10 protein-coding genes are annotated in these 13,641 nt (G+C 69.0%); 6 read left to right on the top strand and 4 right to left on the bottom strand.

The features are described from left to right. Both VF794_RS22875 and VF794_RS22870 read right to left on the bottom strand, forming a co-directional pair. Nucleotides 1-1,995: AAA family ATPase (locus VF794_RS22875; RefSeq protein ID WP_331113797.1), on the bottom strand; the 1,995-nt coding region annotated here is incomplete at its 3' end. After that, nucleotides 1,992-5,324 carry an AAA family ATPase gene (locus VF794_RS22870; RefSeq protein WP_331113795.1) on the bottom strand — a complete coding sequence of 1,111 codons (3,333 nt, stop codon included), beginning with the start codon at nt 5,322-5,324 and terminating at the stop codon, nt 1,992-1,994. The genes VF794_RS22870 and VF794_RS22875, both read right to left, overlap by 4 nt. Nucleotides 5,325-5,394: 70 nt before the next feature. On the opposite strand from VF794_RS22870, the gene VF794_RS22865 reads away from it, so the two are divergent. Beyond that, nucleotides 5,395-6,651 (top strand): M48 family metallopeptidase, encoded by a 1,257-nt coding sequence (locus tag VF794_RS22865; RefSeq protein ID WP_331113793.1) that lies wholly within the window; start codon nt 5,395-5,397, stop codon nt 6,649-6,651. A gap of 7 nt (nt 6,652-6,658) precedes the next feature. Here VF794_RS22865 and VF794_RS22860 read toward each other — a convergent pair whose 3' ends face one another. Further along, nucleotides 6,659-6,829, bottom strand: a complete 171-nt coding sequence (locus tag VF794_RS22860; protein ID WP_331113791.1) for a hypothetical protein — start codon at nt 6,827-6,829, stop codon at nt 6,659-6,661. Nucleotides 6,830-7,058: 229 nt separating this feature from the next. Between VF794_RS22860 and VF794_RS22855 the strand changes: the two genes are divergently transcribed. Continuing rightward, on the top strand, nt 7,059-7,916 hold the full coding sequence (locus VF794_RS22855; protein WP_331113789.1) for a polysaccharide deacetylase family protein: 858 nt from the start codon (nt 7,059-7,061) through the stop codon (nt 7,914-7,916). Between the two features lie 76 nt (nt 7,917-7,992). Here the strand turns inward: VF794_RS22855 and VF794_RS22850 are convergent, their stop codons facing one another. After that, nucleotides 7,993-9,102 carry a M35 family metallo-endopeptidase gene (locus tag VF794_RS22850; protein ID WP_331113787.1) on the bottom strand — a complete coding sequence of 370 codons (1,110 nt, stop codon included), beginning with the start codon at nt 9,100-9,102 and terminating at the stop codon, nt 7,993-7,995. A 600-nt stretch (nt 9,103-9,702) separates the two neighbouring features. Here VF794_RS22850 and VF794_RS22845 point away from each other — a divergent pair. The 4 genes from VF794_RS22845 to VF794_RS22830 are packed head-to-tail and all read left to right on the top strand — an operon-like array spanning nt 9,703 to nt 13,581. Further along, on the top strand, nt 9,703-10,467 hold the full coding sequence (locus VF794_RS22845; RefSeq protein WP_331113785.1) for an SDR family NAD(P)-dependent oxidoreductase: 765 nt from the start codon (nt 9,703-9,705) through the stop codon (nt 10,465-10,467). Beyond that, nucleotides 10,464-11,777, top strand: a complete 1,314-nt coding sequence (locus VF794_RS22840; protein ID WP_331113783.1) for an aspartate aminotransferase family protein — start codon at nt 10,464-10,466, stop codon at nt 11,775-11,777. The genes VF794_RS22845 and VF794_RS22840 overlap by 4 nt, the downstream gene beginning before the upstream one ends. Then, complete coding sequence (locus tag VF794_RS22835) at nt 11,762-12,877, top strand: hypothetical protein (RefSeq protein WP_331113781.1); 1,116 nt, start codon at nt 11,762-11,764, stop codon at nt 12,875-12,877. The genes VF794_RS22840 and VF794_RS22835 overlap by 16 nt, the downstream gene beginning before the upstream one ends. Further along, nucleotides 12,874-13,581 (top strand): SDR family NAD(P)-dependent oxidoreductase, encoded by a 708-nt coding sequence (locus tag VF794_RS22830; RefSeq protein ID WP_331113780.1) that lies wholly within the window; start codon nt 12,874-12,876, stop codon nt 13,579-13,581. Before VF794_RS22835 ends, VF794_RS22830 begins: the two co-directional genes overlap by 4 nt. Nucleotides 13,582-13,641 lie beyond the last annotated feature (60 nt).

Genomic DNA, 13,641 nt, shown 5'->3' with positions numbered 1-13,641 from the left:
AGGGAAGAACTCACGCACGGCCCGGTCCGAATCGAGCGCGAGGTCCCGCGCGTCTGGAGCGACGATGCTCACCGCTGGCTTCTGGCGGGCCCCGAGGTTGCTCGTCATGACGATGACGGCGTGCGTGAAGTCCGCCGTCTCGCCCGAGGCGTCCGTCAACCGGCCCTCATCGAACATCTGGAGCAGCAGGTTGAGCAGCGCCGGGTGGGCCTTCTCGATTTCATCGAGCAGCACGAGCGAGAAGGGCTGCTCGCGCATCAACCGTGTCAGACGCCCCTCGGGCTGCCACGCGTCCCCGGTGAGCCGCGCGACGGCGTCCGGCGTCTGGAACTCGGCCATGTCGAGCCGCACCATGCGCGACGCGTCTCCGTACAGGTAGCTGGCCAGTGCTCGCGCGAGCTCCGTCTTGCCCGTGCCGGTGGGGCCGGTGAAGAGGTAGACGCCGTAGGGACGCTGGGGATCCGTGAGCCCCGAGTGGATGCGCGCGATCAGATCGCACACCACCTCCACCGCCTGCGGCTGCCCCATCACCTTGCGCGCGAGGGCCGCGTGGACCTCGCTCGGCTCCAGCTTCCGGGTGGGGTGGAGCAGGAAGTGCGGCAGGCCCGTCTTGCGCGACAGGTGCTCGAAGAGCATGCCGACGTCGATCTCCCTCCCCTTCCCTCCGGAATCAGCGGCCAGCTCGCGCAGCAGATCCAAGGCCTTGCCCGGCAGCGCGGCGCCAGCGAAGAGCGAGCTGGCCTGCTCCAGCAGCGTCGGGAAGACCGGGGGCGACCAGGTGACGCGGTAGCGGGGCTCCAGCTCACGCGCCTCGTGCAGCAGCATGCGGAGCGTCTCATCGGCGCTGGTGGGGCGCACGTGGAGCTGGGTGAAGAGCGCGGCGAAGGACGGGGCATCGGACTCGAGCCGCTGGAGCTGCTCCGACGTCACGGTGCCCACGAGGGTGAGCTCCCCGCGTGCGAGCGCCCCCTGGAAGAAGAGCGCGAGGTTGGCGTCGCTGTCGCGCGAGCGGCCGATGCGCCCGAAGGCATGCAGATCCTCGACGTAGAGGATGCGCCGCCCGCCCCTGGCGTCCTCGAGCAGCTTCAAACAGCGCTGCTCCCAGTCGCCCACGTAGCTCATGCCAGCGATGATCCGCTTGCCGGCCACGGACCAGACCTCGGTCACCCTGTCCAGGTTGCGGTGGGTCTGGAAGCCGTCGACCTCGAGCTGCTCGGCCACGAAGCGCTTGAGGAGGGTCCGCTTGCCGGAGCCGGGAGGCCCGACGAGCAGCACGGGGGTCCGCCGCTCTCCGCCGAGGAGGAACTGGAGCTGCTCGCGGTAGGGGTTGCGCGGCATGCCAGCGTCGAGCGTCCCCTCGGCGGCCTGGAGGGTGAGGTTCGTCCCGAGATTCGGCAGCACCTGGAGGCCCCCGGGCGGCTTGGGCGTCTTCTTCTTACCGGGCGCGTTCTCTGTCTCCAGGTCGTCCCAGGGCCCCTTCTTCTTGCCGAGCTCGTCGAGCAGCGTCCGGGGCTGCGCCACGAACGCGAGCGCCTTGAGACTGTCCTTGCCGTTGGAGCGCAGCTCCTCGTGCTGGTCGGGCTCCAGGGCGGCCCAGGCACGGGTGAAGAAGACCTTCGCCTGCTCCTCCAGCTCGGCCTCGGGGTCGACGGGGAACCACTCGTCCTGGCGCGCGGGGTGGTAGGCGATGGTCATCGCCTCCTCGCGCGTGCGCCAGCGAGGCTCGAGGACCAGGGGGAAGAGGCCGGACAGGCGCCGCTTGAAGTCGAGCTCCAGCCGTACCCTCTCCAGGCGGATGCCACGGGGAAACTGGAAGTACGCCAGCTCGCGGGCCTTGAGCTCTCGGAGGGTGCTCCGCAGCTCATCCACGAGCTTGCGCTGGAGCTTGATGTCGGTCCGGCCCTCGCGCGTGCGGGTATGCGGGCCGAGGCCGAGGGTGGTCCAGCGCAAGCCAGAGGAGTGCCGGCTCTGGTAGACGGCGATGGAGAGGTTCATCGCTTCAGCCCCTGGGTCTTGTCGAGCACGAAGGAGAAGCAGCTCTCACGGTCGAGCCCCTCGGCGAGCTCGACGAAGGCAATGACATTGAGCAGCACCAGCTCGAGGTCCCGGAAGTAGTCCTGGGGGGCGAGCCGCATCGTGCACGTGCCATCGAGCAGCGAGAGCTGGTCGTCGGGAAGATGCTCGCGCACGGGAGGCACCAGTCTCAGCTCCTTGAGGGGCGGCTGGGTCGGTGGCGCGATGACCGGCAGCGAGAATTCCTTCGCGAACAGACGGGCGCGCATCGCCACCGGTTGGATGGAGAGCAGGACCGAGCCGAAGCGGTGCATTCCGGCCTCGAGTGCCAGGAAGGCTCCGGCGTTCGGCCCGCGGACGGAGACCAACACCTCGTGAAAGCTCCGCGAGGGCTTCTGGAGCGCCTCCCGCAGGGCCGAGGCACCGAGGAGCTTGTCGTCCCACTTGCGCTTGCGCTCGCTGCTCTTGCTGGTCACCGACAGGAGGCCCTCGATTTCCCAGGCACGCCGGGGAGCGTCGTCGAGCAGCGGCAGGAGCCAACGATCGAGGCCCTGGCCCTCGCCGGACTCCTGGAGGATCAGCGAGATCTCATCCCGCCTGGGAAGGAGCGCGAGCAGGACCGAGGGCATCAGCCGGCGAAGGGTCTGGATCTGCTCGCGAGCTTCTTCCACGAAGGGTCCGGCATCCTGCTGCTCGAAGAGGGCCATGAGCGCCAGCTCCTCGGCGGCGATCAGCGACGCGCGCAGTTGCCGCGCTCGCGACCAGAGCCCCTCGAGCCGGTGGTGCTTCTCCTGGAGCGTCGCCACCGAAGCGGCTTCGGAGCCCTTCACGTCGCGGTCGCCCTGGGAGAGTTGGGCCACCAGGAAGGTCAGCTCTTCCTTGAGCTGCTCCACCGCGTCGAGCCGGAAGAGGTCATCCATGGCCCGTCGCTCCAACTGAAGGCCGCGCAAGAGCTCCAGTTGGTTGCGCGCCGCCTTCGGACTGCCCTTGTGCAGCTCCACCCCGATTCCCTCCGGGCCTGGAGCGATCTCCAACCGTCCGCCCTGGGCCTCCGGTCCCGCCGAGGAGAGCGCGCGGGCGATGGGGACGACGAGCCGCTGATCCAGGTGCCGGCGCATGGCACGGGCGCCATAGGCCTCCTGGTAGCCCGATGCGGCGAGGGTGGTGGTGATGTCGGGCGGTACTTGGAGCGAGATGCCCCGCTGGAGCAGCCCGCGCCGCTGCCGCAGCTTGTCCACACCGAGCCGCGCCACCTCCGTCGCCTGCTCGGCCGTGAGCGAGTGGAAGGGAATGAGCTGATCGATGCGGTTGATGAACTCGGGGCGGAAGTGCTTGTGCACCTCTCGTGGGTAGTAGGCGGTGTCATCCACCGAGGTCGCGCCGATGCCCAGCTGACTCCGGCGGTGGGCCGCCCCGAGGTTGCTGGTCATGATGATGATGGCGTTGTGGAACCAGGCCGTCTGCCCGCGGGCGTCGCTGAGCCGCCCTTCCCCGCAGACCTGGAGGAGCAGATCGAACACGGCCGGGTGCGCCTTCTCGATCTCATCGAGCAGGAGCACGCAGAAGGGCTGCTGGCGGACCCGCCGCGTGAGGAGCCCCTCGCCCTGGGCATTGCCCCGGATGAGCCGCTCGGCGGCCCAGGCGTCCATGAACTCGCTCATGTCGAAGCGGAACATCCGCTCCGCCGAGCCGAAGAGGAACGAGGCGAGCAGCCGCGCCAGCTCCGTCTTCCCGACGCCGGTGGGGCCCACGAAGAGGAAGGTGGCCAGCGGCTTGCCCTGGGGTTGGAGCCCCGCCTTCACCATGCACAGCGTCTCCACGAGCCGGCGTACCGCCAGCTCCTGGCCGATGAGCTGACGGCGGAACCACGCCTCGACCTCTCCGGCGAGCAGCGCGCGATCCCCCCGCAGCAGGAACTCGGGAACACCCGTCTTGAGGCTGAAGAGCGAGTAGACCCTCTCGCGGGTGAGCACGGGCGCCTTGTCCCCGCCCGTGCGCTCCTGCTGGAGGCCCGCGCGCATCTCCTCATAGAGACGCACCGCCTTGCCCGGCAGCGCGCGGCTGGGGAGGTAGCGCTCGGCCAGCTCCACGAGCGGCTCCACCGCGTCCTCGGCGAGCGTGGGCCGGGAGGCGTCCGCCTGCCGCTGCCAGGCCGAGCGGGTCCGCAGGGCCTCGCGGGTGCGTCGTGCATCCAGGGGCTCCAGGCGCACGCACGAGAGCGAGGCGAAGAGGCCCGGCTGCCGGCTCTCCAGCAGATCCAACGCGTCGGGGGTGAGTTCGCCGAGGAACCGCACCCGGCCCTCCTCCAGGAAGGGCTTCATCGCGCCGGGGATGTCGATGGACTCGGAGGAGTGCTGCGCGAGCAGCTCGCCGAGGTTCTCGAAATAGAGGACGGCGTCGAGCTCCTGCGCCGCCCGCATCACGCGCAGCACGCGCTCCTGCCACTGGCCAAAGCCCGACATGCCCGCGAGCAACCGAGAGCCGCTCGTCGCGTACACGCGCCGCTGGCGGCCGGCCTTCCGCTCCGTCCGGAGCCAGGCGTGGAGCAGCTCCGTCTTGCCCGCGAGCTCGGGGCTGACCAGCAGCACGCCCTGCCGCTTCTCGCCGCCGAGCAGACTCGACAGCAGCGCGAGCTCGGTGTCCCGGCCGATGAGTGGCGGCCCATAGCGGGCCTCATCGCGATCGTGGAGCTGTGTGGAGACGGAGAGGAGCACCTCGTGCGCCTGATCCCGCTTGAGCTTCTCCGCCTGCTTCTTCTTCGCCTGCCGGGCCTTGTCACCGAAGGCGTCCTGGCGCCGGAGCTGGAGCTGCACGGTCTCGAGCGTCACGGACTTCGGAGGCAGCAGCCGCAGGTACTCGTGGGCGGTCGGCTCGCGCGCGGCGATCAGGCGCTCCACATCCGCGCGTACGGTCTCCCGGAGATCCTGGTTCCTGCCCACGTAGACGGTGTGGTCGAGCGCGGGGACGAAGACCCAGGTCTCCTCCGGCAGCGGCACGACGACCGTCACCATCTCCAGCGTGGTGGGGTTGACGAGACGCTTGGGCAGATCGGCGCGTGGCGCGAGGATCTCCAGCATTTCAATCCGGGCCTGCTCGGGGAAGGAGAAGCGGGAGAGGTCCTCGGGCTCGGCGCGGGAGAGGTGCTCCTCGAGGAACAGGCGCTGCTCGGCGAGACAGGCCTCGCGGGTGGACGCATGGCTCGTCAGGGCTGGCGCGGCCAGGGGAAACGCCTGGTGGTCACCGCTCCAGAGTTGCTGACAGACGAGCGGCGTGGAGAAGTCGAGGGTCCCGGGCGCGTTGGAGGGGGCCATGTCCCCGGCATCCTATGCCGCCTCGCCTGGAGAATGTTGAGGTACGCTGCGGGCAGGAGGCTTCCCCATCATGGCGCACGAGAACCCGAGCATCTTCCAGTCCTCGATCGACCGGCACCTCCGGGGCGCGCTGCTCGCGGACAAGGACGTCCAGCGGGCACTGCGGCGCCTGGACGAGGTGGCCCCGGGGCGTGGTGCCATCGCACGGCGGAGGCGGCTGCTGGGGAACGCGCTCCGGCTGACGCGCTCGATGGCTCCGGCGGTCGTGAATGCCCTGGCCGCCTGTGAGGAGGTACTGGGCCGTGGCGAACCCGTGGCGGTGTTCGTCCAGCCGGAGCCGACGCTCCAGGCCGCGGCGGTGCGGGCCCCGGGGGAGCCACCCGCCATCGTCCTCTCCGCGCGGCTCATCGAGGTACTCACCGAGGCCGAGCTGCGCTTCGTCATTGGCCACGAGCTCGGCCACCTCGCGTTGGATCACTTCGCCCTTCCCCTACCGGCGACGATCACCGTCGAGGACGCGGGAGGGCTCATCGTCCCGCGTACCCTCGCCTTCGCCATGGGCCTCTGGAGTCGGGCGGCGGAGGTGAGCGCCGATCGGGCGGGGCTGCTGTGTGCCAGACAGCTCGAGGACTCCGCGAGTGCGCTGCTCAAGCTGACCAGCGGCCTGTCCTCCGTGTCCGTGAAGGCGGAGCTGGCGCTCCACGGACGCGAGGTGGATGCGCTCCTGGCCTCCCCCGAGGCCCGGGAGAAGCCGCGTGAGGACGAGGACACCCTGGGCTGCTTCAGCACGCACCCCTTCAGTCCGCCGCGCGTGCGTGCCCTCGTGGCGTTCTCCAGATCGAGGCGCTTCCGCGAGGTGGCGGGGAGCTACGCGAGCGAGGAAGGCATCTCGGACGAGGAGGTCGACGCCCTGGTGGCAAGGGATCTCCGGATGTTGGAGCCCTCGTACCTGGAAGAGAAGTCTCCACGCGGCGAGCTGTTGCGGCGGGCGCTGCTGCTGGGCGGATGGGTGGTGGCCCTGTCCGAGCGCGAGCGGAGCGGGGTGACCGCGCCGCTGGGCGCGCTGCCGGGGGCGGAACGAGGAGGTCCCCCTCCCTCGCCCGATGTGGCCCGGCGAGAGCTGGGAGAGGTGCTCTCCCGCGTCCGGCAGGAGGCGTCCATGGCCGATCGGGCCCGGTTGGTGCAGCACCTCACCGGAGTGACGGCCCCGGACGGCAACATCACCGACGCGCACTACCTGGAGCTGCGGAAGGTGGCCGAGACACTCTCCCTCCCGCTCTCGCTCGTCGACGAGGCGCTGCGCGGCGCCGCCCGCTCCCTGGATTGACCGACGCTCAGCGCCGCGTGTCGCGCCGCTTCTGCTGGCGCGCGTACTCCGAGCGCAGCGCGCCGCCAATACGCTTGCCCGCCACCTGCGTCATCTTCGAGACGGGATTGCCCAGCTTCTTGGGCTTGATCGACTGCGAGCTCGGCTGGCTACCAGGGAAGCGATTCCGATTCCTCATGGGATGTCCTCATGGGTAAGAGGAGGCAGGCATCATTGAGAGTAACGCCTCACGGGGACCGCGGATGCCCCGCGAAGCGACGCGTGGTTGCCAGGTGACCAGGCGTGGGAGGAGGTTGCTGGAGCGCTGGTCGACGATGGCCTCATAGCCAACACGTGACCGTGGGCAGAGCAGCACCGCGTGGGAGCCGGGGGTTAAAATTGTTCCTCATCATCCTGGGGGCTTCGCCATGCAGACGACCCGCAACGCCACCTACACCGTGCAGCCCAAAGACACCCTTGGCTCCATCGCCAAGGCGAAGCTGGGGGATGCCCGCCGCTGGAGCGAGATCGCCGCGCTCAACCCCGACGTCCTCCCGGATCCGAACCGGGTGGTGGTCGGTATGACGATCGAACTGCCGCCGACGAACCCCGCCGAGACGCCCGCGCCCCCCTCCCGCATCCGGGGCCTGTTCTGGTCGGAGCGCTTCCCGGGCCGGGCGGCGCTCACCTTCGATGATGGGCCGCACCCGGTGAACACCCCGAAGGTGCTGGACATCCTGAAGAAGGCGGGCGTCAAGGCCACCTTTTTCGTGGTCGGCACCAACGTGCGCAAGTACCCGGAACTGGTCCGCCGCATCGTCGCCGAGGGCCATGCGCTGGGCGGCCACAGCGACGACCATCCCGACCTGGCCAAGGTGGACCGGGCGGAGGTGGCGCGGCAGATCGCCGAGCTCCAGTCCGCGGTGAACGCGGCACTGGGCCACCCCTACGATCTCTGGCAGGTGCGGCCTCCCTATGGCTCCATGGACTCGGTGGTGAAGGAGGTCCTCCAGTCCAGTGGGCGCATGGCGGTGATGTGGACGGTGGACTCCCGGGACTGGCGCTTCCGCCGGGATGACTCCCGCATCGTGCAGAGCGTCTTCTCCCCCACCGACGGCATCCAGGTGCGCGGCGGCGCCATCCTCTTCCACGACATCCACTCGCAGACCGTCCGGGTGCTGGAGGAGGTGGTGAACCGGCTCAAGCGCGCGCGACTCACCCTGGTGACGACGGAGCAGCTGCTCCGCCAGAAGTACCCGGAAGTGAGTGTGCCCGCGGTGAGCTGAGCTTCGCCGTGGCCCGCGAAAGAAAAACGGGAGCGTCGCCGCTCCCGTCTCTCACTTCAGCACTTCACCGCGAGAATCACTGAAGGAAGGGCGTGTTCTCGGCGAAGTACTCGTGGCTGTCCGCGTTGTTGAGCGCGGCGGTCGGGTCGGAGATCGCCAGGCTCTTGGCGCCGCTCTGGCCGTAGACGTGGTCATCCGTGCCGGCCACCGCCGTGAAGTGGCTCATCTCGTGGATGAGGGTGCCGCCCTTGGAGTCGGTGCCCGTCAGCGGCGCGCTCCAGAAGGCGCTGCACACGTAGATCTTGTACGGCTGGTTCGGGTAGACGTACGCGTAGTAGCTCTTCTTGCAGCTGCAATCGAGCGTGACCGGCTTGGTGTCGAAGGCGTCCTTGATGGCGGCGAAGTGGGTCTTCGCGGTGGTCCAGCCGCTGCTGGAGAAGGCGCCGAACCAGGTGCTGTAGCGCGGCGTGCCCGCCGGGCTGGTGGTGGTCAGGTAGGCGTTGGAGTTGTCCGCCATGGCCGACGCGGCGTTCATCGCGTCCATGAGCGTGGACATCTGCGTGGTGGAGCACCGGCCGGAGAACGCGATGCTGCTGGTGAGCGAGGCCGTCATATCCGCCGGCTCCTGCTGGGCGCTGGCGCGGCCCTCGATCCACACGCTCACGTCGTTGGACTTGAGCTGGCCCTGCTTCGCGCTGGAGCCGTGGAGCCGCCCGGCCTCCACCTCGAAGCGGATGCCGTAGCTGCCGGTGCGCGACAGATCATACAGGCCCAGGTCCACCGTGCGCGTGAGGCTCTCGCCGGGGGCCAGGGTGAGGAAGTCGCTCTCGCGCGCCGCGGGGCGCTTGTAGTGCGGGCCCTCGAAGGCGACGGGCTGGCCGTCGAGCGTCACCGAGAACAGCGCCTCCTCGAGCTCCTCGGCGGGCGTGTACCACTTGAGCAGCTTCACGGGGTGGCGGGTGGTGTTGGTGAGGGTGACCGTCACGGAGGCGCGCTCCTGGGCGCCGATGATGGCGGCCTTGGAGGACAGGCTCACGGCCACGTCTCCGGCGGAGGCCTCGCGCAGCTCCTGCGCCGCACCGACGAGCTCACCCGCCGAGTCCCCCGGTACACCGCATGCGCCGAGCAGGGACATGCTGGCGATGCCGGCCAGCCACTTGAAATTGCCGCGAAGGTTCTTGCTCATGGGGGACTCCTGGGTCTGGGGGGTACCGACGATGCGGACACTCCTTAAGCAAGGCTCGGGCCAGTTACCGGCTTTCGAGGGAATGCGAGGTTGGCGAGGCGGGGATGGGAGCATCGCGGCTCCACCGTCGGAGGTTTGAAATGTAAAGGAACCTCACGCATTTTCGCCGCTTTCCCAGTTGAGTCAGGGGCTTGGCGGCGTGGCGGGAAGTGTCCCAGAAGCGGACACCCACTGTCCTGATTGAAGTCACCCCCGATCTCCGGTCACATGCAATGTATGTCATTTATTGAAACAAAGACAATCTAAATTAAATTGACGCAATCGATTGCATAACACGCAAAAACAACCACCACGACCCGTTTGAAAATAGCAAGCAAATCAAAAACAAACAAAACACAAATGTCTGGCATTTAATTTGCAAACGCATTGATTTTGTTGATATGTCTTCCCTTTCTGGGAAAGTGTCACGAAATGTAGGCATGATATGCTGTCACTGTAACGACGAGTATGTGGTGAGATGTAGGCACGATATCCGTCCCTCTGGAGGCTACCAGGTTCCGTCTATGGTCCTGGTTCCGGCACTCCAGACCCGAGCGAGCCTTGACCTCTCCTCCCCCCTCCCCTGGCCGCCTGCTCGAAGGACGGCGCTGCCTCATCACCGGCGGCTCGCGAAACCTGGGCCGGGCGTTCTGCCTGGCATTCGCCCGGGCCGGCGCCAAGGTCGCCTTCACCTTCTCCAAACGCACCGAGGATGCCGAGGAGACGCGGCGCCTCCTCCAGGCCGAGGGCTGTGAGCCGCTGGTGTTCCAGGGCTCGGTCGCGGACGGGAAGCACACCGCGGCCACCGTGGATGCCATCACCACGGCCTGGGGCGGACTGGATGTGCTCGTCAACAACGCGGGCATCACCCAGGTGCTGCCCATCGCCCTGATGGACGAGCCGGACTGGGACGCCGTCATGGCCGTCAACGTGAAGGGGGCCTACCTCTTCAGCCGCGCCGCCCTCAAGCCGATGCTCCGGGCGCGCGCAGGGCACATCCTCAACATCGGCTCGTTCTCCACCGACCGGGTCGTGAGCAGCCCCGTCCACTACGCCGCTTCCAAGGCCGCCCTCAAGGGCTTCTCCGAGTCCCTCGCCTCCGAGGTCGGCAAGTACGGCATCGCCGTCAACTACCTCTCGCCGGGCCTGCTGGATGGGGGGCTCGCCAGCCGGCTGCCGCAGCACCGGATCGCCGAATACAAGAGCCAGGCCTCGCTCGGGCGGGTGGGGACGATGGCGGAGGTGGCCGCCTTCGCCACCTGGTTCGTGTCCCCCCAGAACACCTTCATGACAGGCGCGAAGATCGCGCTCGACGGAGGGCTATGAGCGCCGCGAGACCTTCCCTCCTCGAGGGCTACGAGCTGTTCCGCCGCCATGTGAACCCGCTCAGCGTCACCCGGGCGGAGATCACCGGCGAGCCCTACCGGGTGGTGGCCGTCCGTGAGGGCCGGCTCGTGGACGCCGAGGGCCGCGAGGTGGAGGACTTCCTCTCGGGCTGGGGGACGCAGGCCTTCGGGCACCGCAACGCGTCCGTGGGCCGGGCCCTCCAGGAGTTCCTCGCCAGCGAGTCGCCCTCGTACTTCACCTCCGTCATCAGCCCCTATGCCGGGATGCTGGCGGCCCGGCTCTCCGAGCGCACCGGCGGCGCCCTGGATCGGGCCTTCCTCGTCAGCGGGGGCAGCGAGGCCGTCGAGGCCGCGCTCAAGCTCGCGCGTGCGTCCACCCGCCGGCCGCGCATCCTCTGTCTGGAGCGCGGCTACCACGGCTACACCATGGGCGGCGTGGCGATGATGCACCCGGGGACGTACCGGGACGCCTTCGGGCCGCACCTGCCCGCCGTGGATCGCCTGCCCTTCGGGGATCTCGCCGCGCTGGAGTCCGCCCTCGCCTCACCGGACGTGGCGGCCATCGTCGTCGAGCCCATCCAGATCGAGGGCGGCGTCCGCACCCTCTCGCCCGAGTACGTGCGGGCCCTCTGCGAGGAGACCCGGCGGCGCGGGGTGCTCCTGGTGGCCGATGAGATCCAGACCGGCCTGGGACGCACCGGCCGGTTCCTCGCGAGCGAGGCCTGGCCCCGGCTGCCGGATGTGGTGGTGCTCGGCAAGTCGCTCGGGGGAGGACTGATGCCGGTCTCGGCCATGCTGACCCGCGCGGACATCTTCGATCGCGCCTACGGCACCCACCCCACCGCCGAGTCCCATGCCTCCACCTTCAGTGGGAACGCCCTGGCCTGCGTCGCCGCGCTCGCGTTCCTGGAGCTGCTCACCGAGGACGCCCTCCAGCGGGTGCGTGAGCGGGGCGCGGAACTCCACCGCGCACTGCGCGAGGCGCTGACGGGACTGCCGCTCGTGGAGGAGATTCGCGGCGAGGGCCTGCTCGCCGGCGTAGCGCTCCGGGCCGCCGACCACCCCTGGCTCACCTTCGAGTACCTGGGCATGCCCGAGTACAGCGAGCGCTCGGCGATGGGGTTGCTCGCCTGCCACCGGCTCTACAAGGCGGGCTTCCTCGTCAACGTGTGTGGCCACGAGTGGAGCGTGCTGCGGTTACAGCCCCCGTTGGACACGGGGAGCGAGCGGCTCGCGGCGTTCGTGCACGCCTGCCGGGATGCGGTGGAGTACCTATGCCAGCTTCGGTGAGGGAGGCCGGGTGGATCGGAGGCCGTCGCTTCGACGGCTTCTTCTTCTTTGGCGGCAGCCTTGTGGCCGGAGCCATGGGGCTCGCCGCGCTCGCCTGGCCCGTGCTCCTCCTGCCACTGTGGGCCGCGTGGCTGCTGTTGCTCGACGGGCCGCACCTGCTGGCGACGTTCGGCCGCACGTACCTGGACACGCGCGAGCGCAGGGAGCGGGCCCGACTCCTGGCCGGGAGCCTGCTCTTCTTCGTCCCCGGGCTCGCGGCGTGGGGCATGCTTCGCCTCACGGGCGAGCGCGCCGCGTTCGATCTCTTCCTGGTCCTCGCCACGCTGTGGTCCTTCCACCACGCGGTCCGTCAGAACTATGGCCTGCTCTCCCTCTACGAGAGCTTCGCGCGGGCCACTCCCCGGGAGCGACGGATCGACACCGGGTTCCTCTATGTCTCGCTGTGGGCCGCATTCGGACTCTTCCTCCTGGGCCACCCGGAGAACCGTCGCATCCTGGGGCTGCCCATGGAGTTGCCGGCACTCGGGCGGGCCATCCTGGTGGGGGGCGGCGTGACCCTCGCGTTGCTGTCGGTGGGCTGGCTCACCTACGCCGCGCTGCGCGTCCTTCGGGGCCGGGGGGCGCGTCCCACCCTCTTCCTCCTGTGCGCCGCGAGCGGTTCGGCGCTCCTCCCCTTCTTCGTCATCGGCCCCTTCGAGCCGCTCGTCCAGGGGCCCCAGACACCCGAGCAGATGTTCATGGCGGCCACCATGGTGGGAGGCGTGATGCATGCCATCCAATACCTGGGCATCGTGGTCGCCGCGAACCGCCGCCGCTTCTCCCGCTACGAGGAGCGTTCCTTCGCCGCGTTGCTGGGCCGCGCGCCCGTGGTGGCCTACGGCCTCATGGTGGCGGTATCGCTGCTCTACCTGTTGCTCAACTCGGCCCGGGGCGCGTCTCCCGTGGGCTCGCTCTTCCCCGAGGCGAGCACGGCCGGCCAGCTCTTCCTGGTCCTCTATTGGGGCTTCTTCTTCCATCACTACTACCTGGACCAGCGAATCTGGCGGGTGAGGCAGCAGCCCTCGCTGCGCTACGAGTTCGGCCTCGAGGAGGCGGCATGAGACGGGCGCTGGTGTTCGGCGGAACGGGGTACCTCGGGAGCGAGGTGCTGCGCGGCCTGGCCAGGGAGGACGTGCCGGCGGAGTTCACCTGGCACACCTCCGCCGAGCGGGCCCGGCAACTGGAAGCCGAGCTGAAGCAGCGAGGGCATGCCCTGGATGTACGCGAGGCGGGTGCCATCCGCCGGCTCTGCGCCTCACTGGAGGCGGAGGGCCGCGCCCCCGACGTGGTGGTGCACTGTCTGGGCATGGGGCAGGACCGGGCGCTCGCCGACATCTCGGAGTCGGACTGGGAGACGCTGCACACCCTCAATGTCCGCTCGGCGTTCCTGGCCATCCAGGCGCTCGCGGAGCCCATGGCGACACGCGGCGGGGGAGATGTCGTGCTCACCGCGGCCTTCGACGGGAGCCGGCCCATGCCCGCTCCCGCCCACTTCGCCGCCACGCAGGGTGCGCTCTGCGCCATGGTTCGTTCGCTTGCAAAGGAATTGGGGCCGAGAGGAATCCGGGTAAACCTTGTCACGCCGGGACTCCTGGAGGAGGGAATGTCCCGGAGCGTTGACACGCGATTGGGGGAGGATTATCGGCGCTTCAGCGCGTACGGCCGCCGAGGAAAGGCCTCCGAGGTCGCGCGCGCCATTCTCTGGCTGGCCCTCCACAACACGTACATGACGGGGGCCGTATTGCCGGTCAACGGCGGGTTGTGACGCCAAAGCCATACGCACGAGGACATCATGCTCGCCACCATCTTCCGCGGGGGAAACCTC

Source organism: Archangium sp., from assembly GCF_036389735.1.
In the GTDB taxonomy this organism is placed as follows: Bacteria; Myxococcota; Myxococcia; order Myxococcales; family Myxococcaceae; genus Archangium.
Note: the sequence above shows the minus strand (reverse complement) of the source record. Positions and strands in the feature narration are given on the sequence as shown.

Excerpts from the sequence above, each read along its gene's own strand:
- VF794_RS22870 (WP_331113795.1), bottom strand. The coding sequence starts at position 5,324 with ATGGCCCCCTCCAACGCGCCCGGGACCCTCGACTTCTCCACGCCGCTC.
- VF794_RS22830 (WP_331113780.1), top strand. The coding sequence starts at position 12,874 with ATGAGACGGGCGCTGGTGTTCGGCGGAACGGGGTACCTCGGGAGCGAG.
- VF794_RS22860 (WP_331113791.1), bottom strand. The coding sequence starts at position 6,829 with ATGAGGAATCGGAATCGCTTCCCTGGTAGCCAGCCGAGCTCGCAGTCG.
- VF794_RS22865 (WP_331113793.1), top strand. The coding sequence starts at position 5,395 with ATGGCGCACGAGAACCCGAGCATCTTCCAGTCCTCGATCGACCGGCAC.
- VF794_RS22840 (WP_331113783.1), top strand. The coding sequence starts at position 10,464 with ATGAGCGCCGCGAGACCTTCCCTCCTCGAGGGCTACGAGCTGTTCCGC.
- VF794_RS22835 (WP_331113781.1), top strand. The coding sequence starts at position 11,762 with ATGCCAGCTTCGGTGAGGGAGGCCGGGTGGATCGGAGGCCGTCGCTTC.
- VF794_RS22850 (WP_331113787.1), bottom strand. The coding sequence starts at position 9,102 with ATGAGCAAGAACCTTCGCGGCAATTTCAAGTGGCTGGCCGGCATCGCC.
- VF794_RS22855 (WP_331113789.1), top strand. The coding sequence starts at position 7,059 with ATGCAGACGACCCGCAACGCCACCTACACCGTGCAGCCCAAAGACACC.